The 20,287-nt window shown below is 66.7% G+C and carries 30 protein-coding genes; 15 read left to right on the forward strand and 15 right to left on the reverse strand.

Annotation, left to right across the window (positions count from 1 at the left end; genetic code table 11):
- Positions 1 to 122 precede the first annotated feature (122 nt).
- Positions 123 to 2,840, reverse strand: a complete 2,718-nt coding sequence (locus J2T57_RS07330; protein ID WP_253476338.1) for a DUF4357 domain-containing protein — start codon at positions 2,838 to 2,840, stop codon at positions 123 to 125.
- 236 nt (positions 2,841 to 3,076) lie between these two features.
- On the opposite strand from J2T57_RS07330, the gene J2T57_RS07335 reads away from it, so the two are divergent.
- A complete protein-coding gene (locus J2T57_RS07335; protein ID WP_253476339.1) occupies positions 3,077 to 3,517 on the forward strand; it encodes a hypothetical protein in 441 nt (146 codons plus the stop codon).
- 195 nt (positions 3,518 to 3,712) lie between these two features.
- Here the strand turns inward: J2T57_RS07335 and J2T57_RS07340 are convergent, their stop codons facing one another.
- The 9 genes from J2T57_RS07340 to J2T57_RS07380 form a co-directional block, all read right to left on the reverse strand.
- On the reverse strand, positions 3,713 to 3,856 hold the full coding sequence (locus J2T57_RS07340) for a hypothetical protein (RefSeq protein ID WP_253476340.1): 144 nt from the start codon (positions 3,854 to 3,856) through the stop codon (positions 3,713 to 3,715).
- The gene (locus J2T57_RS07345) at positions 3,846 to 4,163 is read right to left on the reverse strand and encodes a hypothetical protein (protein ID WP_253476342.1); all 318 of its coding nucleotides are present in this window, start codon (positions 4,161 to 4,163) and stop codon (positions 3,846 to 3,848) included. The genes J2T57_RS07340 and J2T57_RS07345 overlap by 11 nt, the downstream gene beginning before the upstream one ends.
- A 40-nt stretch (positions 4,164 to 4,203) precedes the next feature.
- Entirely contained in the window at positions 4,204 to 4,818 is a 615-nt protein-coding gene (locus J2T57_RS07350; protein ID WP_253476344.1) for a hypothetical protein, read from the reverse strand.
- Positions 4,815 to 5,477 (reverse strand): hypothetical protein, encoded by a 663-nt coding sequence (locus tag J2T57_RS07355; protein WP_253476346.1) that lies wholly within the window; start codon positions 5,475 to 5,477, stop codon positions 4,815 to 4,817. The genes J2T57_RS07350 and J2T57_RS07355 overlap by 4 nt, the downstream gene beginning before the upstream one ends.
- Before the next feature lie 79 nt (positions 5,478 to 5,556).
- Entirely contained in the window at positions 5,557 to 5,778 is a 222-nt protein-coding gene (locus J2T57_RS07360) for a hypothetical protein (protein WP_253476348.1), read from the reverse strand.
- A 135-nt stretch (positions 5,779 to 5,913) separates the two neighbouring features.
- Positions 5,914 to 6,399, reverse strand: a complete 486-nt coding sequence (locus J2T57_RS07365; RefSeq protein WP_253476349.1) for a hypothetical protein — start codon at positions 6,397 to 6,399, stop codon at positions 5,914 to 5,916.
- A 105-nt stretch (positions 6,400 to 6,504) separates the two neighbouring features.
- On the reverse strand, positions 6,505 to 6,969 hold the full coding sequence (locus J2T57_RS07370; protein WP_253476351.1) for a hypothetical protein: 465 nt from the start codon (positions 6,967 to 6,969) through the stop codon (positions 6,505 to 6,507).
- A 69-nt stretch (positions 6,970 to 7,038) separates the two neighbouring features.
- The gene (locus J2T57_RS07375) at positions 7,039 to 7,341 is read right to left on the reverse strand and encodes a hypothetical protein (protein ID WP_253476353.1); all 303 of its coding nucleotides are present in this window, start codon (positions 7,339 to 7,341) and stop codon (positions 7,039 to 7,041) included.
- Between the two features lie 213 nt (positions 7,342 to 7,554).
- Entirely contained in the window at positions 7,555 to 8,199 is a 645-nt protein-coding gene (locus J2T57_RS07380; RefSeq protein ID WP_253476355.1) for a hypothetical protein, read from the reverse strand.
- A gap of 227 nt (positions 8,200 to 8,426) precedes the next feature.
- Between J2T57_RS07380 and trxB the strand changes: the two genes are divergently transcribed.
- Positions 8,427 to 9,380, forward strand: coding sequence for a thioredoxin-disulfide reductase (gene trxB / locus J2T57_RS07385; RefSeq protein WP_253476357.1), 954 nt, complete (start codon positions 8,427 to 8,429; stop codon positions 9,378 to 9,380).
- A gap of 140 nt (positions 9,381 to 9,520) precedes the next feature.
- Here trxB and J2T57_RS07390 read toward each other — a convergent pair whose 3' ends face one another.
- Positions 9,521 to 9,886, reverse strand: a complete 366-nt coding sequence (locus tag J2T57_RS07390) for a hypothetical protein (protein WP_253476359.1) — start codon at positions 9,884 to 9,886, stop codon at positions 9,521 to 9,523.
- An 821-nt stretch (positions 9,887 to 10,707) separates the two neighbouring features.
- Between J2T57_RS07390 and J2T57_RS07395 the strand changes: the two genes are divergently transcribed.
- From J2T57_RS07395 to J2T57_RS22175, 8 genes are all read left to right on the forward strand, one after another.
- The gene (locus tag J2T57_RS07395) at positions 10,708 to 11,055 is read left to right on the forward strand and encodes a hypothetical protein (protein ID WP_253476360.1); all 348 of its coding nucleotides are present in this window, start codon (positions 10,708 to 10,710) and stop codon (positions 11,053 to 11,055) included.
- A gap of 109 nt (positions 11,056 to 11,164) precedes the next feature.
- Entirely contained in the window at positions 11,165 to 11,764 is a 600-nt protein-coding gene (locus J2T57_RS07400; RefSeq protein WP_253476362.1) for a hypothetical protein, read from the forward strand.
- 328 nt (positions 11,765 to 12,092) lie between these two features.
- Positions 12,093 to 12,461: a hypothetical protein gene (locus J2T57_RS07405; protein WP_253476364.1), complete on the forward strand. Its 369-nt coding sequence runs from the start codon at positions 12,093 to 12,095 to the stop codon at positions 12,459 to 12,461.
- 48 nt (positions 12,462 to 12,509) lie between these two features.
- Positions 12,510 to 12,728, forward strand: a complete 219-nt coding sequence (locus J2T57_RS07410) for a hypothetical protein (RefSeq protein WP_253476366.1) — start codon at positions 12,510 to 12,512, stop codon at positions 12,726 to 12,728.
- A gap of 6 nt (positions 12,729 to 12,734) precedes the next feature.
- Positions 12,735 to 12,959 carry a hypothetical protein gene (locus J2T57_RS07415; RefSeq protein ID WP_253476368.1) on the forward strand — a complete coding sequence of 75 codons (225 nt, stop codon included), beginning with the start codon at positions 12,735 to 12,737 and terminating at the stop codon, positions 12,957 to 12,959.
- Positions 12,956 to 13,162, forward strand: coding sequence for a helix-turn-helix domain-containing protein (locus J2T57_RS07420; protein ID WP_253476370.1), 207 nt, complete (start codon positions 12,956 to 12,958; stop codon positions 13,160 to 13,162). Before J2T57_RS07415 ends, J2T57_RS07420 begins: the two co-directional genes overlap by 4 nt.
- Before the next feature lie 268 nt (positions 13,163 to 13,430).
- Positions 13,431 to 14,303 carry a GIY-YIG nuclease family protein gene (locus J2T57_RS07425; protein ID WP_253476372.1) on the forward strand — a complete coding sequence of 291 codons (873 nt, stop codon included), beginning with the start codon at positions 13,431 to 13,433 and terminating at the stop codon, positions 14,301 to 14,303.
- 36 nt (positions 14,304 to 14,339) lie between these two features.
- Positions 14,340 to 14,468: a hypothetical protein gene (locus J2T57_RS22175; protein WP_301289211.1), complete on the forward strand. Its 129-nt coding sequence runs from the start codon at positions 14,340 to 14,342 to the stop codon at positions 14,466 to 14,468.
- 45 nt (positions 14,469 to 14,513) lie between these two features.
- Here the strand turns inward: J2T57_RS22175 and J2T57_RS07430 are convergent, their stop codons facing one another.
- Complete coding sequence (locus J2T57_RS07430; protein WP_253476374.1) at positions 14,514 to 15,056, reverse strand: hypothetical protein; 543 nt, start codon at positions 15,054 to 15,056, stop codon at positions 14,514 to 14,516.
- Between the two features lie 69 nt (positions 15,057 to 15,125).
- Positions 15,126 to 15,443: a hypothetical protein gene (locus J2T57_RS07435; protein ID WP_253476376.1), complete on the reverse strand. Its 318-nt coding sequence runs from the start codon at positions 15,441 to 15,443 to the stop codon at positions 15,126 to 15,128.
- A 125-nt stretch (positions 15,444 to 15,568) separates the two neighbouring features.
- On the opposite strand from J2T57_RS07435, the gene J2T57_RS07440 reads away from it, so the two are divergent.
- Both J2T57_RS07440 and J2T57_RS07445 read left to right on the forward strand, forming a co-directional pair.
- A complete protein-coding gene (locus tag J2T57_RS07440; RefSeq protein WP_253476377.1) occupies positions 15,569 to 15,721 on the forward strand; it encodes a hypothetical protein in 153 nt (50 codons plus the stop codon).
- A gap of 173 nt (positions 15,722 to 15,894) precedes the next feature.
- Complete coding sequence (locus J2T57_RS07445) at positions 15,895 to 16,371, forward strand: hypothetical protein (RefSeq protein WP_253476378.1); 477 nt, start codon at positions 15,895 to 15,897, stop codon at positions 16,369 to 16,371.
- Positions 16,372 to 16,435: 64 nt separating this feature from the next.
- Here J2T57_RS07445 and dut read toward each other — a convergent pair whose 3' ends face one another.
- Together dut and J2T57_RS07455 are read right to left on the reverse strand one after the other, a co-directional pair.
- Positions 16,436 to 17,167: a dUTP diphosphatase gene (gene dut / locus J2T57_RS07450; RefSeq protein WP_253476379.1), complete on the reverse strand. Its 732-nt coding sequence runs from the start codon at positions 17,165 to 17,167 to the stop codon at positions 16,436 to 16,438.
- Positions 17,168 to 17,293: 126 nt separating this feature from the next.
- The gene (locus J2T57_RS07455; RefSeq protein WP_253476380.1) at positions 17,294 to 17,470 is read right to left on the reverse strand and encodes a hypothetical protein; all 177 of its coding nucleotides are present in this window, start codon (positions 17,468 to 17,470) and stop codon (positions 17,294 to 17,296) included.
- A gap of 180 nt (positions 17,471 to 17,650) precedes the next feature.
- On the opposite strand from J2T57_RS07455, the gene J2T57_RS07460 reads away from it, so the two are divergent.
- The 3 genes from J2T57_RS07460 to J2T57_RS07470 all read left to right on the forward strand — a co-directional run bounded on the left by J2T57_RS07460 (position 17,651) and on the right by J2T57_RS07470 (position 20,145).
- Positions 17,651 to 18,148, forward strand: a complete 498-nt coding sequence (locus J2T57_RS07460) for a hypothetical protein (RefSeq protein ID WP_253476381.1) — start codon at positions 17,651 to 17,653, stop codon at positions 18,146 to 18,148.
- Between the two features lie 118 nt (positions 18,149 to 18,266).
- The gene (locus tag J2T57_RS07465; protein ID WP_253476382.1) at positions 18,267 to 18,923 is read left to right on the forward strand and encodes an SOS response-associated peptidase; all 657 of its coding nucleotides are present in this window, start codon (positions 18,267 to 18,269) and stop codon (positions 18,921 to 18,923) included.
- 109 nt (positions 18,924 to 19,032) lie between these two features.
- Positions 19,033 to 20,145 carry a helix-turn-helix transcriptional regulator gene (locus tag J2T57_RS07470; protein ID WP_253476383.1) on the forward strand — a complete coding sequence of 371 codons (1,113 nt, stop codon included), beginning with the start codon at positions 19,033 to 19,035 and terminating at the stop codon, positions 20,143 to 20,145.
- Positions 20,146 to 20,287: the final 142 nt, after the last annotated feature.

The following is a 20,287-nucleotide window of genomic DNA, read 5'->3' on the forward strand; positions in this document are numbered from 1 at the left end:
CGTACGTGCGATCTAGTGCAGGTGCAAGCGCGCGCTGGAAGCTTTGCTGATCATTGCCCGGGTGGTCTCGAAGGCGCCCCTATTCGGCTCATGGCGTGAGCCGAATAGGCGTGGTAATCGGCTCACGCCTCGATCAGGTGGTCGCGCAGAGCGCTGCCGTCGTTGCGCCGCCAGACATTGAGCCCATTGACGTTGTTGCCGGAGAGCACAGAGGCGGCCGCGCTCGGGGACGAGAACTCATGGTCGCTTCGAAAGACCAGCCCCCCTGGTGACGCCTCGAGAACACCACTCTCGAGGAGCCTCGAGCGCAGAGTCTGGTAGGCCTCGGCCAGCGATGGGCTTGCCACGGCCCGGGCGCGGGAGCCTGACTTAACAACGAACCCGTCTTCGCTGAGGTGTCCGGTTGCGCGAATACCTGAGCGTGTTGACAGGCACCAGGGCCCGGGGTCGCCCGCGGCCAGACGACTCTGCGACGCTCGCCGTGCGATGGGGAGAGCCTCGATCCGCTGGAGCAAGATTGCGTGCAGCCGGGTCATGGCCGCGACGGAGCCACTGATGGCGCCCGTCCATGTCGTGCCATCAGCGAGCCCACCGGGGGTTGAGTGCTCGATGCGCGGGCCGCCCTTGTCGCCAGGGCGCAACCACGCCAGCGCCCCGCCGAACTCGGCTTCGATCACCGCGCGCTCTGCGAGCAGCGCATCGAAAATCTCCGCGCCAATGGATGCCTCGAGCGCCTCAAGGCTAAGCGCCGCCTTGGTCTCGTCATTGCTGACGGAGTAGCGCCAGCAAAGCCCATCGCGATTAACCTGCACGGAGCCCAGGCGGCCGGGGCTCGCCGCTGCGTGGAGCGGCGAGATGCGCGCGGCGGACTCAAGCAGCGCGCCCCAGAACTGCAGGCGAAGCGCCCCGCGTTCGTCATCGCGCGGCACGTCATCGACTTGCCCGGAGAGCTCTGCGAGCGGCATCGGCGCAGGCGCCTTGAGACCATCGAGGTCAAGGCGCGAGGGGTTCCAGACCCATTCGGCAATGCGCACGTAGAGCGCGGTACGCTCGGCGATCTCCTCGGGCCCGATGGATGGCATCGCCCGGAAGGGGAGGCCGGTCTCGCGGATCAGGCGCATGAAGCCGGGGTTGCTGTCGTAGGCGTGCGGGTGAAGGCTCTGGGTCAAGAGGTTCTGGCTGTGCACCAGGTAGCCGGCACGCTTCTCTTCATAGGTCTTGTCGCCAAGGCTCTGGTTGACGCCACGCTGGAGCAGGACGAGTCCGCCGATGCGGTTGCGCATGTCATCGAAATCATGCTCATGCTCGAAGTGGTTCGCAAACGCGCCGTGGTCATTGTGCCACACATGCTCGATCTCGAAGGCCCGGGTCTTGCCGGTGCCGCGACGGCTGAGCACCAGGTCCGGGAAGGACGAGGGCTGTCCGCTCTCCTGGTCAACCCAGTGCGCGAGGCGCGCGAGAATGTGCTTGATGCAGCGGTAGTTGGTCGGCGCGCGCAGGCGCAGGCGGGGGTTTCTCGCGAAGGACTCGGTCATGCTGTCGAGGCGCTTTCTGAGCGCAAGCGAGAGGGGCTCGACGGCAAGGCCGCGAATATCGCGCACGAGCGTAAAGATCGCTGCCCGGTTGGCGTTCTCGGTCATCTTCTGCCCGCACCAGGTGCGCCGCGCATGCCAGATGTCCAGGTAGTCGGCCACCAGTGCGAGCTTCTGGGTGACGGTCTCATCGCTGTCGCCAGGGACAAGGGGGGCGAGCAGCGCCTGGGGGTAGAGCGAGAATTTGCGGTCGTGGAGGTAGTAGATTGACTCGAGTCCCTTGCGCGGCAGTTCTGCGGCGTTCTGGATCCTGATCATGGCGCTGGCATAAAAGCGCATGTCGCGGGTGACGAAGCGGGCGTAGTCATGCGAGGAGCGAAGGCCCAGGAGCGCGTGGTTGTCCTTGAGCCAGCGATGACACTCCATGGCGACCCGCTCGTAGTCGGCCGTACGCGTCCCGCCGCCGTTCTTGATGGTCTGTGCATAGCAGCCGCGGAACCAGTCCTTGCAGAAGGCGGTAAACCCGTCGCGCGCGCTCTCTCGCAGGCTGCGGGAAATGCCCTTCCAGGTCGCATCCACGCGCCGCTGCTCTTCCTCCGAGCTGATCTGGGGGATGATCGCGGCTTTCAGCAGATCGCTCATGTCGAGGCTTTGTCCACGGTCGTTCTTCATCTCGAAGACCATGTAGGCAGCCTGGGGGGAGTCGACGCTGACCTCGATGTATCCCACCCGCTCGACCAGCCAGGTGCAGAAGTAGAACAGGGCGTCGCCCGTGATCTCGTCCGGGAAAACGTCCTCGATGTCTGCGTAGCGATCCAGCAGGTTCTTCGAGCAGGGATTGCGCGGCGCACGCGTGCCGCGGCCATTCTCAAGGAGATCGAGGACGGTGTCGTTGCGATCCGGGCAGTCAATGTTGAGCATCTTCTCGCCGAATTTCGGTGAGTAGACATAGGGCAGGAGGTCGACGACCTCGTAGTCCGGACGCGCAAGCGCCTGCTGGCGGTGGTGCAGGTACGTCAGGAGCAGCGTGAGGCTCGTCAGTCGCTGCTGTCCGTCAACGATCATGCTGACAGACCCCTTTTTGTAGGTGTAGATATCACCCAGGGGATAGAACGGGTAATTCTCGACATCCCGCGGGGCATGGGATGGGCTGAATGCGTCAAGAAAATAGGAGGTCAGATCATTGATGAGGTCGACCATGTGCTTGCGCTGCCATGTATATTCGCGCTGAAAGCTGTCAATCCCCATGCGCGCCTTATCAAGCGAGTTGCTAATGACCTTCAAATTCGGCTCAAGGAGGCTTGCCATGTACGACTCCATATTATTTTTATTTTTATAAAATATATCATAGCCCTTGAGGGTCTGGTTATCGTTTTTTGTTAGGTGACAGTGTTGCGACGAGGCCTTCGCAGATAACTTATCAGAAGTGATGAGTTGTATGGGGGTGGCGCGATGGCGACACTGCTTCGCGGGGCGTGCCATGACGCCTGCTGCTGTCCTGCGCTATGCTGTGCTCGACCCTACCAGCAACGAGGAGCGCGCGCATGAGGCAGTACAAGGTCGAGTACAGCAATGGGGACGGGATTGACACGGCCTTCGTGGTTGCCAACAACCGCGAGAAGGCGCTGAAGGCCTTTCATCTGAAGGTGGCCGGGGTCGATGACGACCAGGTGCTTGGGGTTGAGCCGGCGAGCGAGGCCGACCTGCGCGCACGCATGGAGCCGGAGATGGAGTTTGGCGACGAACCCATTGCGCCGATCGCAGGTGGCGGGCCGCGGCGACGGCTCGCCCCCGCCCCGCGTGAGCGCGGCGGCGTGCTCCTGGGTGTCCTGGGCATCATTCAGATGATTGCCGGTGGCGTGCTGCTTGGCGATCCAACACTCGGCGAGAACGTGATGGTGGCAAATCTCCAGCTTCTCACCATCGGCCAGACGCTCTTTATCACCGGCGCCATCTTCGCCGCCGTGCAGTGGCGCCCGCGCTAGTGCACGGCGCGCGCCACGGCCAGGCAGGGCGGTTAGTCAACGGTAAAGGTGATCTCCTCGATCTCGTGCTCGCAGGACGCGCTCTCGGTGCCGATCTCCGAGATGCAGCCGGTGAGAATCAGTGCCGAGGCGAGGGTTACTGCTGCCAAAGGAAGGCGATCCTCGGGCGTCCATTGATTTTGGAAAACAAAATAATTACCTCAGATCAAGGTCGCTCCCGCTCGCCCCGCGGGTCTGCACGGTGCGATTGATGCGCGCAGCAAGGCCGGCATCGCCAGGGCCCGCGGCGTGCCCGATGACAAAGCGCCGCGCAGCCTCGAGCGACCACTCAGTCGCCATGGTGGATCTCGCCGCGCTCGCCAAGGGTCGGGCGCCCCGGGGCGGGCAGGCCGTGGGTGCGGGCGTGATGGCGCAAGCCGTGACAAGTCCGGTGTGGTCGCTCGTGGCAGGCCCAGACCTCGCCGTCGCGATAGAGCGCGCGGATCTCCCCCTCGCTTGGCAGGCAGCCATGGGTCTGCGCCTCGGTGGCGTCCTGGTTGCGCCCCTCGTTGAAGGGGCAGGCCGGGCAGGCGCCGGGGATCGGCGCACCGTCATCGATCATGGCCACCGGGTCCTGCCCGGCGATCAATCGCGCTTCGCTCGACATGTGGGTATCGACTCCTCGCTGTTGCGGCCGTGGGGGTGTCTCAGTGCAGCCCCGGCCCGGCGTCATCGGGCTGCGCCTCGCTCGATCGATGGTATTCGGCGATCAGCGCTGCCAGCGCCTTTTTCGCCCAGGCTTTGATCTCATCATCGAGGGGCACGCTGTGGTCGGTGAGTAGCCCCTGGAAGCGCCCCTGGACGTTCCCGCTGATACCGTCTGGCGGCATGTCAGTCACGGCGCCGAAGCGCACGTCATGCCAGTTCTGCGGGTCGCGGTGCATCAGCACGCTGCGGGTATGCGTGCCAAGCGTCGTGTGCTCGGTGCTGACCACCAGCACCTCCGCGCGATCGGGGTCATCGGAGGGCCGCCCGCCGCTTGCGATGTAGTCGGGGCTGGTCGACTGCCAGGCAGACATCGAGACGGAGGCGGCAGGCGTTCCGGCCTCCCGGCAGAGCGCCCGGAGCATCAGTCCGAGCTTCGTGCGATCGTCGTCCCCGGCGGGCACCGGGAAGGCGAGGGCGAGCATCGAGCCGATGGCGGCAGGCTCGATCCAGACGATCAGGTGTTCGAGATCGCCCTCGCGAAGCACGACCTCCTTGCTGTGCTCAAGCACGGCCGCATTGGCACGCGAGAGTCGCTCCAGTGTCCAGTCACTCATGGCTCGGGGTCTCCACCGGGTGGCTGTCTGCGATGTGAAGTGGTGCCACGGGGTGGCGCTCCGTTGCCAGGGTGCCACTCGGGGGACTCAATCGGGCCGAGGTGCCTGCCGCGCTCGTCAATCTCGACGGCGCGAAGGCTTTGGAGCGAAGCACTGCCGGGCACAAACGCGGCGTCAAGCTGCGCGGTGAGCCGCCGTCCGTCACGGCGGCACTGAAGGCGCAGGGAGCCGATAAAGGTGCTCTCCGCCGCACCGGCCCCGAAGCCTCCTGCGTGGTCGAGCACCACATAGCGGGAGTCAAAATCAAGCGCCGAAATCACGCGGTGGCGCGCATCCTCGAGCGTGTCCGGATCGCCAAGGGCGAGCAGCAGCCGCTCACGCATTGCATCCTCGGTGCTGACCGACAGCCGTGGGCCCCTCTGCGGGCCGAGCGCCTTGCGAAGCACGGGGTCGGTGGTCGTCCTGTGTAGTCCGCGATCAAAGAGCATCTCGACCAGCTCGGCGGCATCAAGATTGTCACACCCCGCGAAGCCTTCGCGCGCAAAGGCGTACAGCTGCTCGCCAGAGGCGCGTAGCTCCGCAACCATCGCCCGGGTCAGTGATTCGACCAGGCACGCGCGAAGGTGTTCGGCGGACTGCTGTGGGTTGTCGTCGTGCATAGCCCTACTCCGGTGGCGCACTGTGATGGTAGCAGCACAGGCGCATGGTGTTCATGGCCCCGTCGCAGCGGCGCCCGCCTCAGGCGGGGAGGTTCTCGGTCCAGCACTCGGCGGTCCTGCGCACGGAGTGCAGCGTCCCCCGCACCTCGCGCTGGGGCTCCCGCGGCAGGCTGCTCTTGCGATTGATGAGACGGGAGACGGCGTTGCCGTTCACGTCACTGCGAAGATCGATACGAATGTGCTCGGGCAGGCCCTCGAGGACCTCGACGCCGCGCCCGGCGCGCTTCCAGTTCATGGCCATGGGATGGCTCCTTGTGTGTGTCTGGCGACCTGTTGCCGCCGACTGTTTTATTAATATACTACAAATTAAATAATAAGTCAATTGGAAAAGGCCCGCGGCGGTGCCCGCGGACCCTCTGGGCGCTGCGGCGAGCCGCTAGGGCGCTGGCGCCGCACACGCCTCGGCCTCGCAGGCGACGTGGCGCTCGGGGTGGAGGCGGAGCATCTCCGCACAGCAGCTCACCAGGGTGTCCTCATCGATCTCCCGCGGGGTCACGTTGCTGCCGATGATGCGGGTACGCCAGGGCCCCCTTGCCGAGCGCGACAGCGCGCGATGGCGCTCGGCGCCGCGGAACTGCGCGTAGGCGACCACGCCATCGGGGCGGCGGGGGGAGAAGCTGGCGTGGGTGACGGTGAGCAGCACCCCGCTCTGTCCGCCCGGCAGCGCGACATCGAGATAGACGTCGCCGCCAACGGCGATGCCGCCCTTGTTGACCCGCACGCTCGCTTCCGCGGCGACGCCGGAGGCGGTGAGGCGGGCTGCGACACGGCGCAGCAGCGCGCGGGTCTCGCGCAGGAAGCGCTGCTTGTTGGCGTCGTTGTAGGCAAGCTCGCCGAAGTTATTCCGATAGTCCTTGGCCATGGTGCTGACTCCTCTTGTGGTTGTTGGGTGCCTGCTGGTTAGGGGCTGGCAGCCTGGCGCGGCCTGATTCGGGCGACGCCGCTGGGCCTGTCCGGTGCTTGCCCGTCAGGGCGCGCAGGTGCTCTCGAGATCCATGCGCGGGTGGCGCTCGAGCATCCGGCGCGCCTCGGTGCGAATCGCCTCCACACTCGGCTTGTCGAGAAAGCGCGCGCTGCCGGCGATGTGGACCAGGATGTGGCGCTTGTCGGGCTCGGCGCGCACCAGGCTGGGCTTGGCGAAGCGGTGCTGGAGGTAGCAGGTCACCTTGTCCCCAAGCCCGTCCGGCTCGGACGTCTCGATCGCGGCCAGCACGCCCAGGCCCTTGTTGTCGGGGTGCCACAGGGTGATGAACCGCCCCGTCATGTGCTCGCCGAAATCGATGTTGCCAATGCGGTAGTGTCCGGCCTCACCGGCGGCAAGCATCTGCTCGCCCACCGCCTCGAGCACGTCGTCGGCAAGCGCCTTCAGGGCGCGCTTACCCTCGACGGTGCGCACGGGATCGATACGATCTGGAAAGACGGGGTCTGTCATGGCGTGGCTCCCTGTTGGTTTAATTTCCATTTTACTAAAAACGCCGAGGCCCGTGTCGCAGGACGCCGCCTAGAGGCAGGCGTCCTGGATGCGAACCAGCGCGCAGTAGATATGCCCGTCGCTGATCCGCGCAAGGGCGCGGGCTGCGTCCACACACATCTGACTGGCGGTGTGCTGGGGTCCTGCGAGATCGAGCCTGCGATCAAGTGTCTCCTTCGCGGCATCAAGGTCGGCCGCCTCGACGCCAGCGCGCGCGACAACAGCGCCGAAGTTCTCGAGGAAGTCGTCGTACTCGCCCTCGATGTTGTAGTTGACGATGGACTTGAGATCCGCGCGCAGGCTTTGCAGCACCTTCGGGTCGACGCGTGACATGGCGTTACCTCATCAATGACCAGATGGGTATTATATAATAAAACTTAAATAAAGTCAATCCTGGTTGCGTTGCAGTGCCTCGGGCAGCGCTGGCATGTTGGCGGGCGTGGATCAGGCGTTCAGCGGCGAGCCGCGCCATTGGGTCGAACCTGGCAGGGCGGTTGCGAGCGCCCCGGCGGTGAACGCCCGGGGCGGCGCGTCAGGTCGATCACCCTACGGGGCGTGGCGTGCGCAGTGGACGGGCATGTGATGGGCCTTCCAGGTCGGCTGCGTTGAGCCACCGGCAGGGGCGGTGGAGAGCGCCTCGGTCGGGCTGCTCGAGTACTGCGTCGAGGTCCAGTGCGCATCGGGCGAAGTGGCAAGCGCGCTGCCGCTGCCCGCGAAGGCGGGGCTTGAGAGAAGCTGGAGCTCGAAGAGTGCCGGCAGGAACCAGCGCTCGCCGCGCGCCCGGCAGGCGAGGGCCGCCTGGGGGTTGCCAAGCCCGGAGGCGACAATCGCGTCGGTGTTGGCGATTCCGTCGCTGAAGCTGTTCGTGCCAGAGAGCTCGTCGGGGTATTGCTGCCACTGTAGCCAGTCGGCCTGCGCTGCATCGGCAAAATAGACACGGCGGGCGTCCACACTCCCGGCGTAGAAGACCGTCTCCCCCTCGAGCACACAGCTCTCGCCAATGGCGATGCCCGCGCAGACCTCGGCCTCGGTGGGCGCAGCGGGCGGCGCGTCAGGCGCGGGGCTTACGGAGGCACTCAGGCCCTTGAAGGGCACCGTCAGGCGATAGGCCTCGGTGCTCTCGACCAGGGCCTGTGTCGAGAGGATGGGCAGTGCCATCGCCAGCGTTAGTGCGGTAAGCCGGATGCGCATGATCGCCTCACTCGTGGTGGCCCGCAGTGCGGACAGTTTTATTTATTAAGATGAAATTAAAACTGCTGAGCTGGGCGCGCAAGCACTGTGCCGTTGCGATGGGATGGCGCGCGCGAGGCGTGGTATACTGGTGCACTCATGATGCGCGCACTCGGCGCTGATCTGCGCCCGCAATCGGGCGCGAGCGCGGGGTTGCGGCGTGCACCAACCAGGGAAGGAGCAGAACCATGGACACACTCCGCCACCAGCGGCTACTGATACTCGGCTCGGGGCCGGCCGGCTACACCGCCGCCGTCTACGCCGCCCGCGCGAACCTCTCCCCGGTGATGGTGAGCGGGCTGCAGCTCGGTGGCCAGCTCACCACCACCACCGAGGTCGAGAACTGGCCGGGCGACGCCGCGGGGCTGCAGGGCCCGGCGCTCATGGAGCGCATGCGCGCCCACGCCGAGCGCTTTGGCACCGAGATCATGGTCGATCATATCCACACAGCCGACCTCTCGGCGCGCCCCTTCCGCCTGGCGGGCGACCAGGCCACCTACACCTGTGATGCGCTCATCATCGCCACCGGGGCGAGCGCCCGCTATCTCGGGCTGCCCTCGGAGGAGGCGTTCATGGGCCGGGGGGTCTCCGCCTGCGCGACCTGCGATGGGTTCTTCTATCGGGGCCAGCGGGTGGCGGTGATCGGCGGCGGCAACACGGCGGTGGAGGAGGCGCTGTACCTGTCGAACATCGCCGCGCACGTTACACTGGTCCACCGGCGCGGGCGCCTGCGCGCGGAGAAGATCCTCCAGGATCAGCTGATGGACAGGGTGGCGGCCGGCAGGATCAGCATCATCTGGAACCACGCGCTCACCGAGGTGCTCGGCGATGAGAGTGGCGTCACCGGCGCGCGCCTTGCCGCGGGCACCGGTGGCGGGACGCGCGACCTCGACGTCACAGGCGTCTTCATTGCCATCGGCCACACGCCCAATACCGGCCTCTTCGAGGGGCAGCTGGAGATGGCGGGTGGCTACATCCAGGTGCGCAGCGGACTGGCCGGCAATGCGACCGCCACCAGCGTGCCGGGCGTGTTCGCCGCCGGCGACGTGATGGATCAGGTCTACCGCCAGGCGATCACCTCGGCGGCCACGGGCTGCATGGCGGCACTGGACGCAGAGGCATGGCTTGCCTCGACAACGTAGTGCGCACCGGGCGGGCCAGTCCTCTGGCGAGCGCACGCCCGGCGTTACTGCCTGCTCGGACTGGCCCATGGAGAAGTCCGCAGACCGGCTTCAGGGACCTCACGAACGCCCCCACGACCTCCCCAAAGCCAATGACGCCGTCAGGAGCCCATGACGAAGCGGTAGGTGGCGATGTCGGTCGCGCCCGGATGCTCATGGAGCGCCTCCAGGAACACATGGTGGCGATCACCCACGCACTCGATCATCGCCTGCGCCTGGATGGCGACGGTAAGCCAGGTCGGGTTCTCGAGCACCGGCGAGACGAAGTCCATCGACTCCTCGCCGCCAAAGAAGGTGTCGGCCTCATGGATCAGGCGGCAGCGCCCGTGAATGGCCACCCGGTCCAGATCAGCCACCGTTCGCACCGCATCAGTGGAGAGGATGACATCCTTCGCGTGGGGCCGCACCGCGCGATTGATCGCGAGATAGGCGTCGGCGTCAAAGTCATTCGTGGTGGTGCCACTCATCGGCGTGCTCCGGTTGTCGCGGGAGTCCCGCATTCACAAATAATATAGCATAAATATATAAAAAAGTCAAGGCGCGGGCGGGCATCTGCCCCTTCCCGGGGAGTGCGGGACAAGAAAAGGCCCGCCACCAGGGCGGGCCAAGATCCAATCAGCAAGTGAGGACGATTGGTCGGTCAGGCAAGCTCGGGGGTGTCGTGCACCAGGTTGACGGGCACACCGGCCTCGAGGGCTGCTTCGATCTCGGCTGCGCTCAGCGCACTGTCATTGATGAATTCATACATGGTGCTCACCTCCACGGTGGTTGAGTGTGCGCCCGGGGCAACCTGCTGGCGCCCTGGGCATGGGGGCAGTATACCGTGGCGCCGGCATCCGTCAATAATAAAGTTTCAATAAAATGTGCGCGCGGTCACGAATCCGTGCATGCGTGAAGCAGGGGCGGCCAGGGGGCGCCGCCACCCGGGCGTTGGGCAGCGGCGCGGTTCTTGTTCTCGCATGGCTGTTGCTGCCATCTGTTATGATTGGAGCTCACCACACGAGACTGGCGCAGTGCGTAAGGGAGGCAGGGTTATGGCGGAGAGACGGGACAGGAGACCAGGCAGGGGAGGCGCGGGTGCGGAGCTCGATCCGGCAATGGCGCAGGCAATCGCCCCCTGGCTTGCCGAGATGGCCGCGGCCGAGCGGGCGCGACGCAACCGGCCGCGGGTGATGCGCTTGTGCGCCTGGCCGTGGGCTGCCTTCACACCCATTGATTGCTCTGGTACTTGACTTCCTAATTCATAAACGTATAATTAAAGAAAGTCGGGATGTCGCCGGGAGGCCGCATGCACAACCTGTATCTTGGGCGCTGCGTGGGGCTCACGGCGGAGGCAGTCGAGGCGATGGTTGATCAGGCGCGGACGGTGAGCGCCGAGACCTTCCGCCGGCGCCTTGGTGCGGCGGCCTACAGGGCGCTCGAGGCGGCCCTCGGCTACGATCACCACCTGCGCCTTGCCGATGACTACGCGGTGGAGTTTTTCCGCAGCCGCTTTGCCGGCGTGACCTGCTACTACCTCGAGCATAGCCGTATCGAATACGTCCTTGTCGAGACGCTGCCGGGCGTGGTCAGTCGCGGGTACGATGGCGACGACCCGCTCGGCTGCTATCTCGCAGAGCGCCTGGCCGACGCCTAACAGGCGCGCCGCCGGCACCCACGCGCACCACTGCAAGCGTCCCGCGCCCCGGCGCCTGCCTGGCAGTGGTAAAATGGAGTCAAGGGACAAACAACGTGAGGATCAGGGGATGACGGACTTGACGCGTATTCGCGAGCATATCGAGCGCCAGGGGTTTGGCTGGGAGGACTGCCCGTACACGCCGATTCGGCCCGAGTGGGAGTCCTTCCCGATTGTCGAGGCGATCCGTGCGGCGGAGGCGGCGACCGGCGATGTCTACGAGCGCCCGGCCGGCGCCGAGTACTTTACCAAGCTCAAGCCCGCTGTCATGAAGATCCTCGAGGCCTACCAGGAAGACTTCCTGCGCCACGACCGGGAGGGGCTCGAGGGCTTTAGCGGCGAGTTCATCCTCGGGGTGCGCGCAACAGGCACCAACCTGCTGAAGCTGACCGAGCAGCTCGATGTCGACGCCCGTGAGTCGATGTTTGAGGGCGGCACGGGCGGCATGCGGGTCTACGACGTGGTCCGCTCCTTTGTCTTCGATGCCAACCAGACCTTCTTCCACGGCAAGGACGGGCGGGTGGGGGAGATCCCGAAGGCGGCGGCGCTGACGCGCTTTGAGCGCTTTGTCGAGACCTCGCGGGCCAGGCGCAAGCTTGCCGAGCGCGAGGCACGTGCCGCCACCCGACCGAGCACCTCGGCGAGCGCGCCGACACCCTCGGGGCGCTAGGCCGAGGCAGCTGGCGGGCGCAGGCTAGCGCCCGTGTTCTGCTGACTGCCGATGGCGCCTCGGGCGCAACAAGAAGGCCGCCCGGGGAAGCCCGGGCGGCTAGCGGTTGTTCTTCCTGTGGAGTCAGCGGCCGATGCGGCTCACGCGGGCATCCCAGCTCTCGACCTCGGCGGGGCTCTCGCCGGTGATGAGCCCGCTGGCCGCCACCCCACCCAAGCGCATCCATCGGAATTCCAAGTCAAACGCAAATAGACGCATTATCCCGTATTGACACCACGCAATGCGTGGAGTATAATGGGCACTATCAAAGACAGCGAGGATCTCCAATATGGCGCACTGCCCGAGTCATGACTGGGATAGCCACTACGCGATGGAGGAGGCCGCCAACACGCCGCCGACGATGACCCGGGTGGTCTGCTTCGACCCCGATTGCGCAAGCTATCTCGGCAGCGGCGATGATGGTGTCTACTACCAGGTCGAGGAGCTGACGCAGGAGGAGATCGACGCCCACGATGAGTCCGACTTCGCTCTGGGCTGGTACGTGACGGTGGTCGTTGACAGCGACACGGGTGCTTTCGTGGACACCCTCGTCGCGGACGCGGGACCGTTCCCGAGCAGGGAGGAAGCCCTGCGGCACGGACGGGGCATCGCCCGCGACTGGTGCGCTGACAACGACATTGTGCTGGACGACGACTGACAGGTGGCGCGCGCCATGGATGGCGCGCCAGACAGGAGAGAAGAGCCGATGAGCAAGCAGACGCAGTACCGTGACGAACTCGCCCAGTGTGCAGATCTCACCGCCCTCGAGGACCGGGTGCGCGCCGAATGCTACCGGGCCGGGATCAGTGTGCCGGACGAGAGCTGGGATGAGGTTGCAGCCCGGATGCACACCGAGGGCCATCCGCTCGCCGCCTTCTTCGACGCGGCGGTCGAGCGCTGGGATGTACTCACCGGCGAGGAGTAGGGCGCCATGACAGACTTTGACCGCATCATCGTCACCCGCGACGTCCACCACACGGACGGCCGCCTGCTGGTCCAGGCAGGCGCAACCGGCACCATTCGCTCCCGCGACCAGGGGCAGGTGGGCGTGCTCTTTGACGCCGCGCGGACCGCTCACGTCGAGCCGGGCTATAACGGCCGGCTGTACAGGGCGATCCCCTTCGCCGACACCGCACCCATCGGGGTGGGCCAATGACGCCCGAGGCGCTCAGTCAGTGGCGCCAGCGCCTGAAGCCCGAGCGCGGCAAGGTGGCGAGCAAGGCGCAGGCGGCCCGGGCACTGCTGGTCCCGGTGCGCACCTACGAGGACTGGGAGGCGGGCAGACGGCGCATCCCTGGCCCGGTGGCGCTTGCCTGCTCCGCCGTGCTCTGGGGGCTCCCCCCGTTCGCCGGGCAGTAACCCACGGCCTGGCGCGCGCGGCGGGCAGCCCATCACACCTGCCGCCCCGGCAGCAGGGTTTGCGCCCCGCCGGCCCTGCCTTAATTAATAAACACGAAATTATTGGCAGTTTCCGGAATCCGGTGTATGATCGGCCTCAACAGACAGCAGGAGGGTGCGCGGCGAAGCGCCCCGCCCCTCCAGCGGGAGAGTCGGATGCTGCCGTGATGGCGCGCTGACGCCCGCGACCGGTGAAGGGCCCGCAGAAGAGGCCCGGGAGCGTGGTGTGTTGACAGGCCGACCGAAGACGATTCAGCTCTTTCTCCCCTCCGGCGACCCCCGGGGCATTCGCATCGCCGAGTTCACCACGCGCAACCTCCAGGTGATCGATGTGCCGCGCCGCCACCTCATGACCTTTCTTGGCATGCCGGAGGCTGGCCGGGTTGGGATCTACTTCCTGGTGCGCGAGAGCCGGCAGGGGACGCAGAGCTGCTACATCGGCAAGGCCGGGGTGATTAGCAGGCGACTCGAGACGCACGAGCAGAAGCGAGCGGACTGGGACCGCGCCCTGGTGGTGATCTCGAGCAACAGTTCGCTGACCGAGGCCCATGCACTCTACCTCGAGTACCGCGCCCTTGAGATCGCCCGCAGCGTCTCGCGCTATGCGATTCGCAACGACCGCGCCGGCACCTGTCCGCACCTCACCCCCTCGCTGCAGGCCGACTGCGATGAGCTCGTTGAGACCGCGAACTGCCTGCTTGGCGCCGTTGGCGTGGACATTCTCGATGACCAGGCGGGGACGGCGCGCGCGGCGGGCGCCGAGGAGTACACCTGCACGGTGCGCGGAGCCGACGCGCGTGCGGTGCTGACCGCAAGCGGGCTTTGCGTGCTGCGGGGCTCGCGCTGCGCCGAGCCTGCCGGCGGGGCGGGGGATGGCGCGAGGCGCCCGCTGCGCGAGCAGGAGCGCGAGCGCGAACGCCTGGTGGAGCAGGGTGTCATCGTCCGCAAGGCGGGTGTTTTGGTCTTTGCCCGCGACCATGTCTTTCCCACCCCGGGCGATGCGAGCCGCGTGATCGGGCTTGCCATCGCCAACCCCTTCAGTGACTGGGTTGGTGAGAGCGGCGAGCCGCTCCCCGATCTGATCGAACCCCGGGCGGCCTGATCCAGCCAGGGCCGCCCGCGGGTGGATTGGAGGTCAGTGCGGCGACAGCCCGCAAGCGCTCTCAATCTCCATGCGCGGGTGGCGCTCGAGCACCCGGCGGCGGGCACCGCGCAGGCGCCCATGATGAACACACTGGAGAGCATCCATTGCGCGCGGCATCGCTGATGGCGCGCCTTGGCGCCGGATCTGCCTGAGCGCGGTCGGGGCCGCTTACTCCCCGAGCATCTGCCGGGCGAGCTTGTCGCGCTCAAGGAGCTCGGCACTCAGGGGGTGTCCCGGGACCATGAAGTGGGGGAGGATCGCGCGCGGCCTGGCGATGAGCGCCTGATGGCTGACATCGGCCTGGTCGACAATCTCCTGTAACTCGGGCGTGAGCGGCAGGGGGGTGGCGGCAAGCGCACTGGTGTCCGAGAGGAGCGCGTCCCACAGCTCGCGTACCGGCGCGCCGTAGCCAGAGTCGGGGTAGCTCACCGCGTGATTTGTGAGCAGGTGGTGGCTGATCGCAAGCGCCATGCTCTCATCGCCCTGCGCGAGAAAGCCCTGCTCCCAGTCGGTGAGCGGCACTTCCGCGCCGCGCACATAATGAAAAATCCGCACACCGACAGCGTCGGCTCCCGGTGTCAGCAGGAGCCCGCGCACGACCCAGACACCCAGGATGCAGGCGGCGAGCTGATCGCTGCTCGCGCGGCGATACACACCCGTGAGCTTCTCGATGCGCTTTTTCTCGGTGCGGTGCGCGAGCCAGCCAAACATTGATCCACCCCCCTCCGTCTCGAGAGCTCAGTGGAGCATAGCGGGCAGTCGCCTCGCAAGGCGCAAGCGCTAGAGCAGCGAGCCGCTCGCCTGCGCACCGCCTGTGATCGGCAGGTCGAAGTGGCGCACAAAGCCGCCGGCGTCAACCTCGGCCAGCAGCAGGCCGTACATCGCCTGCATGCGGCGAAGCGCCTCGCCCTCGAGTCGTTTCAGCGCAAGCACGGGGGTGCCCTCGGCCGAGCCGACCACAAGCTGATCGCCCACCCACCAGGCAGCCCTGAGATCGCCATCGGCAACATCGCTTCGTACCGCCATGGTCGCAAAGCAGTAATTGCGGTCCGGGCGGACAAAATACTCGACGCTGACCAACGGTGGTGTTGCTGCCATGCGGGTGCGCTCCTGCTGCGCGGCTTTGTCTTTTCAGTGTATCACGACCCCCGCCGGCCGCGGGGTTTGATCGGCAAAAAATAATATACAGACTATAAGAGGAGTCAATGAATCGAGGTTTATCCATGAGCGATTGCTCCCTGCTGCCAGCAGCGGGAGCGCAGGGCTTTGAGCGCGCCGAGGGCGTCCAGTCACTTGCGCCCGGGGTCTACTGGCGCTGCAGCGTTGCGATCGAGGGGGAGGCGCGTGGGACGCCGCCTCTCGGTGCAAAAACGTGATCCCTCCGGCGAGGGGCCTATCAATGTTCGGAAAACTGATAGATCGTGAAAGAAATCTATCAGTCGAGCATCCGGACGCCTGGGAGGATCGCGGTGCGTGATAGAATAGAGGAAATCAAGTGTGGTGCGCCGCGGTGTTCGTGGCCAGCCGAAAAAGCCTGGGAGCAGGGTCGATGACAGACGGGGCAGCAGACCGGCAGGTCGTGATGACGATGAGCGAGCGCCAGGCGCAGTCGATGGGGCTTGCCCTTGAGCTTCTGATGCGCGTTGGGATCGGGCAGTTCGAGTACATCGGCGAGATCGCCCGCATGGGGGTGCTGAGCGAGTCGGCACCGGCTGACAGGCCGCGCAAGGAGGCAAGTCTTGAGACCTGCCAGCAGCTCGATGCGGTGCTGACACTTGCCAAGGGCACGCTCGGGCACCCGCCGCACGGCTCCTTTGGCATCCACCACGCCCACGTCGGTGTCGATGCGAAAAACGCCTATGAGCTTCTCTGCGTGCTGCGCCAGGCGCTTGCCATCGCGCGCGAGCAGGAAGCGCCGGCGGCCGCGCGCGGCGTTGCTCACCGGGGGCTTACCGCCCGGGTAACGGGGGAGCGCGCACCGAAGGCGCGGGTCGAGTCCGGGGCGGGCGGCCCTGGCATGTCCTGAGGCACCGCAGGATCGCACAGGAGGACGGCGCCCTGATGGCGCCGTTGTCCGCCAGGGCGCGGGGCTATCGGCGCCCGGAGTGGCCGAAGCCGCCGGCCCCGCGCAGGCTCTCGCCGAGCGCATCCGCATGGTCGACCGCGACGAAGCCGGCGCGCTGATAGGGCATCAGCACGGCCTGGGCGATGCGCTCGCCGCGCTCCACCGTGTAGGGCGCCTGGCCGCGGTTCTCGAGGCTCACGAAGATCTCGCCGAGATAGCCGGAATCAATGGTGGCGGGGCTGTTGGTGACGGCCAGGCGATGCTTGTGGGCGAGTCCGCTTCGCGGCCGGAGCTCGATCTGAAGCGCACGGGGCAGGCGCACGCGGATGCCACTTGGGATCAGTGCGTTGCTGTTCGGTGCGAGAGTGAGTGAGTCGGCGTCGGTCAGCGCCGCACGCAGGTCGATCCCGGCATCCCCGTCCTTGGCGTAGGTGGGGTCGCCCCAGCTGCGGTCATAGTGCTGGTCGAGGAACAGGCGCACGCTGCCAGCAGGCGCCGGGGGGTCGATCTCGACCAGCAGAAAGCCATCCACCGCACCGACGGCGCGCACCGGGGCGCTCTCCGAATCATCGAGGGAGAGCAGGCGGAAGTCGCGCGCCTCCTCGGGCTGCGCGGCATCGGCCAGGCAGCGCAGGCGAAGCGCCCCGCCGGCACGCTCGGCCGGGTCGACACCGACAATCTCAGCCCCACGTGGGAGGCGGCAGCGGCCGATGGCGTCACGGTCGAGCTGAAGCGGGTAGTGGCGATAGCAGATCATGGGCGGCGGGGCTCCTCGGTTTGGTGGTCGGCACCGTTGCGATCAGTACCGATAAATTCTTAATTATACAGAAAATAAAGGCCAGCGGTCAACGCCAGGCAGGTGCCGGAAAGTGCCCGGCTCCCGCTAGTCCACGCAGACAACACGGTTGCCGTCAACACGAAGCCCGAGGTGTTCGAGCGTCGACTCGAGGATCGCACGCGACGCGAAAAGGGTCTGGCAGGCACTGCCAATGGAGATGATGGCATCGCCAAAGAGCACGACCCAGGCGTCATTGACGGGCAGGTAGGCGATTCGCATCATGGCGGGCTCTCCGTGAAGGTGATGTTTAATATAATAACAATAAAATAAAGACATGTCAAGCAGCACACGGCCTGCGCGCAGCGCCCTCTGGTCCGTTGCGCTGGGCGAACGGGGCGAATGTGGCTAGACTCGGCCAGGCGGCAGGCAGGCCGCCTTTGAACGGCACTCGGAGGGGGAGCGATGCGAAGCAGACAGATCGGACGCGGCCTTGGCTTGATGGTGGTGTTGCTCGCAGCACTGCATGCGGCCTCGCCGGCCTCGGCGCGGGAGTCGGTGCGACTTTTCCAGGACGCGGCGACGGAGCCCGGGCTCGCGGCGATGGCGGTGGTGCGCGACTGGACGGACTATCAACAGGCGGCGTCGGCGTGTACGGCGGTGAAGCGGCTCTACGGCGAGCTTGCCGCAACGCCGCCCGGGGAGCGTGGCTTTGTGGAGATGCTATACACCCACCGCGGGTCCGCAGGCTATACCAGGCTGGTGGATCTGCGCTTGCAGCAGATCGAGGAGGGTGGCTCGCCGGCAAGCGAGGAGCAGCTGCGCGTGGTGCTCGAGTATCTGGTCATGACCGATGCCATCGGGCACGCCCGGGACTTCATGGCGCAGCCCGAGCGCGAGCGCCACGCCGCCATGCGCGAGTGCTATGCCGCCGCCTATGCGCTCACCTGGGGCCGGGAGTGAATGCGGCACACAAGGCCGCCAGCACCGGGGGGGGTTCTCGCACCCGGGGCCGCACGGTGACGCCCGCGCGGCGATGCGCTAGGCTGCCCGAAACGGCGGCGGCTGGCAGGAGACAGGCATGTGTGGGCGCTACGCACTCTACTCGCCGCGCTCGCGGATCGCCGGGGAGTTTGGCGTCACCCGCAATGTCGGCGGCAACACGCCGCGCTACAACATCGCCCCGGGCACGGCACCGCTCACACTGAACGCCCGCGCCGAGACGCTGGCCTTCGAGCAGCTGCGCTGGGGCTACCGTCCGCACTGGGCGAGCGCCGAGAGCCCGACGCCGATCAACGCCCGTGCCGAGCGCGTGGCAACGAGCCCCTACTTCCGCGAGGCCTTCGCCCACCACCGCTGCCTGGTGCCGGCCGATGGCTGGTATGAGTGGCAGGCGGGCGAGGGCGGCAAGCAGCCCTACTACCACTACCACGCCGAGGGCGCGCTGCTCTACTTCGCCGGCGTCTACGCCTGCACGCCGGACGGCGCGCCGGCGGGCTTTGCCATCATCACGGTGCCGGCGAAGGCGCGTGCGGCGACGGTGCACCCGCGCATGCCACTCATCCTCGCGCCGGCGTGCCTCGGTGCCTGGATGGATCCGGCGATCACCCGCCATGCGGCGATCCGCGAGGCGAGCGTGCGGCTTGACTCCGAGGTGATCGCGCTGCACGCGGTCAGCACCCGGGTCAACCGGTCCGACGCCGAGGACGCGTCGCTGATCGAACCCCCTGTCCCCTGAGTGCAGGCACCGCCGCCGGGCGATGTCGCCCGTGCCCCGGAAAAGTGTCGGGTTGCGACGACGCCCGAAGCGCGATAATGTCAAAGCGTGGCAGGGTGGGGTGCCATGCATGCATCAGCGACGACTGGCGGAATTCAATCGCGTCATTGAGAGCTTCTACGCCCGGGCGGCCGAGGGCGAGGCCTGGGACGTGGCGGCCCTGCACCGCTACCTCGCCACGGATCTCTGTCACATACTCACCATCAATTGCGGCGGCATCATCGTTGAGGGCGCCTCCTCGGGGGTGAGCGCGGCGGAAGTCGAGCACTACATCCGCAACTGGGCTGCGCGCGACGAGATTGGACCCAAGCTCTTTGCCCGCTCCCCGGGGCGTGCGCTCACCGATGAGGCGCTGATGAGCCGCGAGGAGTTCGAGGGCAGCGCGGTCTTCGAGGGCTTCTACGAGCCGGGCGGTGTTACGCACTTCGCCGTTGGCTACCTGCCGGTTGGCCCGCAGCTGAACTGCGGGATCAGCGTGCAGAATGGCCGCGGGACAGGGCCGATCCGCCCCGAGACGCTGCGCGATCTCGACACGGTCATCCCGCATCTGCGCCGCGCGATGGCGCTTCGCTGGCGGATTGCCGAGGTGCGCCGTGCGTCCGAGGCGAGCAGTGGGCTTTTGAGCAACTGGGGGCTTGGTCTCATTCAGTGCGACCGCAGCGGGCTGATCACCGCGCTGCAGGGCGAGGCGGAGGCGCTGCTCGCCGGTTCGGGCGCGATGGTGCGCTGCGCGAGCGGCCGGCTGCGCCTTGCCGATGAGGGCGCGGACCGCCGCCTCGCCATGCTGCTGCGCGACCCTGGGGCGGCGCTGCTGCACGCGGGTGCAACGCTCTACCTCGATGACCCCTGTGGGGCCTGTGGGCTCGAGTTGACGGTGCTGCCATTCGAGGGCAATGGGGTGCCGGAGGGCCTGCGCCTGGTGCTCTGCCGGCGCACCGGGGAGGCGAGCAGCATCGACCGGCGCTATCTGCGCCGGCGCTTTCGCATCACCCCGGGCGAGGCCGACGTCCTGGCGCACCTGCTCGACGGGCGCACGCTCGCGGAGATCGCCGCCGCCCGGGGCTCGACGATTGGCACCATCCGCAGCTACGTGAAGCAGCTGCGGCGCAAGCTCCACTGCTCGAACCAGGCGCAGCTCGTCTCACTCGGCTGGCAGGCGATTGGCCTGCACCGCCCCGGCTGAGGGCCTGCGCCGCTGTGCTTGCGCGGCGCGCCTGCGCCGTGCTAGCGTCAAGTCGTGTCGCTGGTGCCGGCCACCCAATCCCGCAATTGAAAAGCCCCCGCTCCGGGGCTGCACCGAGCAAAGCCCTTGTGGCAGATGGTCA

It is taken from the genome of Natronocella acetinitrilica, assembly GCF_024170285.1.
Classification (GTDB): domain Bacteria; phylum Pseudomonadota; class Gammaproteobacteria; order Nitrococcales; family Aquisalimonadaceae; genus Natronocella; species Natronocella acetinitrilica.

Bases quoted from the DNA above. Each gene is read 5' to 3' on its own strand.
- J2T57_RS07330 (WP_253476338.1), bottom strand. From the start codon at position 2,840: ATGGCAAGCCTCCTTGAGCCGAATTTGAAGGTCATTAGCAACTCGCTT.
- J2T57_RS07335 (WP_253476339.1), top strand. From the start codon at position 3,077: ATGAGGCAGTACAAGGTCGAGTACAGCAATGGGGACGGGATTGACACG.
- J2T57_RS07340 (WP_253476340.1), bottom strand. From the start codon at position 3,856: ATGGCGACTGAGTGGTCGCTCGAGGCTGCGCGGCGCTTTGTCATCGGG.
- J2T57_RS07345 (WP_253476342.1), bottom strand. From the start codon at position 4,163: ATGTCGAGCGAAGCGCGATTGATCGCCGGGCAGGACCCGGTGGCCATG.
- J2T57_RS07350 (WP_253476344.1), bottom strand. From the start codon at position 4,818: ATGAGTGACTGGACACTGGAGCGACTCTCGCGTGCCAATGCGGCCGTG.
- J2T57_RS07355 (WP_253476346.1), bottom strand. From the start codon at position 5,477: ATGCACGACGACAACCCACAGCAGTCCGCCGAACACCTTCGCGCGTGC.
- J2T57_RS07360 (WP_253476348.1), bottom strand. From the start codon at position 5,778: ATGGCCATGAACTGGAAGCGCGCCGGGCGCGGCGTCGAGGTCCTCGAG.
- J2T57_RS07365 (WP_253476349.1), bottom strand. From the start codon at position 6,399: ATGGCCAAGGACTATCGGAATAACTTCGGCGAGCTTGCCTACAACGAC.
- J2T57_RS07370 (WP_253476351.1), bottom strand. From the start codon at position 6,969: ATGACAGACCCCGTCTTTCCAGATCGTATCGATCCCGTGCGCACCGTC.
- J2T57_RS07375 (WP_253476353.1), bottom strand. From the start codon at position 7,341: ATGTCACGCGTCGACCCGAAGGTGCTGCAAAGCCTGCGCGCGGATCTC.
- J2T57_RS07380 (WP_253476355.1), bottom strand. From the start codon at position 8,199: ATGCGCATCCGGCTTACCGCACTAACGCTGGCGATGGCACTGCCCATC.
- trxB (WP_253476357.1), top strand. From the start codon at position 8,427: ATGGACACACTCCGCCACCAGCGGCTACTGATACTCGGCTCGGGGCCG.
- J2T57_RS07390 (WP_253476359.1), bottom strand. From the start codon at position 9,886: ATGAGTGGCACCACCACGAATGACTTTGACGCCGACGCCTATCTCGCG.
- J2T57_RS07395 (WP_253476360.1), top strand. From the start codon at position 10,708: ATGCACAACCTGTATCTTGGGCGCTGCGTGGGGCTCACGGCGGAGGCA.
- J2T57_RS07400 (WP_253476362.1), top strand. From the start codon at position 11,165: ATGACGGACTTGACGCGTATTCGCGAGCATATCGAGCGCCAGGGGTTT.
- J2T57_RS07405 (WP_253476364.1), top strand. From the start codon at position 12,093: ATGGCGCACTGCCCGAGTCATGACTGGGATAGCCACTACGCGATGGAG.
- J2T57_RS07410 (WP_253476366.1), top strand. From the start codon at position 12,510: ATGAGCAAGCAGACGCAGTACCGTGACGAACTCGCCCAGTGTGCAGAT.
- J2T57_RS07415 (WP_253476368.1), top strand. From the start codon at position 12,735: ATGACAGACTTTGACCGCATCATCGTCACCCGCGACGTCCACCACACG.
- J2T57_RS07420 (WP_253476370.1), top strand. From the start codon at position 12,956: ATGACGCCCGAGGCGCTCAGTCAGTGGCGCCAGCGCCTGAAGCCCGAG.
- J2T57_RS07430 (WP_253476374.1), bottom strand. From the start codon at position 15,056: ATGTTTGGCTGGCTCGCGCACCGCACCGAGAAAAAGCGCATCGAGAAG.
- J2T57_RS07435 (WP_253476376.1), bottom strand. From the start codon at position 15,443: ATGGCAGCAACACCACCGTTGGTCAGCGTCGAGTATTTTGTCCGCCCG.
- J2T57_RS07440 (WP_253476377.1), top strand. From the start codon at position 15,569: ATGAGCGATTGCTCCCTGCTGCCAGCAGCGGGAGCGCAGGGCTTTGAG.
- J2T57_RS07445 (WP_253476378.1), top strand. From the start codon at position 15,895: ATGACAGACGGGGCAGCAGACCGGCAGGTCGTGATGACGATGAGCGAG.
- dut (WP_253476379.1), bottom strand. From the start codon at position 17,167: ATGATCTGCTATCGCCACTACCCGCTTCAGCTCGACCGTGACGCCATC.
- J2T57_RS07455 (WP_253476380.1), bottom strand. From the start codon at position 17,470: ATGATGCGAATCGCCTACCTGCCCGTCAATGACGCCTGGGTCGTGCTC.
- J2T57_RS07460 (WP_253476381.1), top strand. From the start codon at position 17,651: ATGCGAAGCAGACAGATCGGACGCGGCCTTGGCTTGATGGTGGTGTTG.
- J2T57_RS07465 (WP_253476382.1), top strand. From the start codon at position 18,267: ATGTGTGGGCGCTACGCACTCTACTCGCCGCGCTCGCGGATCGCCGGG.
- J2T57_RS07470 (WP_253476383.1), top strand. From the start codon at position 19,033: ATGCATCAGCGACGACTGGCGGAATTCAATCGCGTCATTGAGAGCTTC.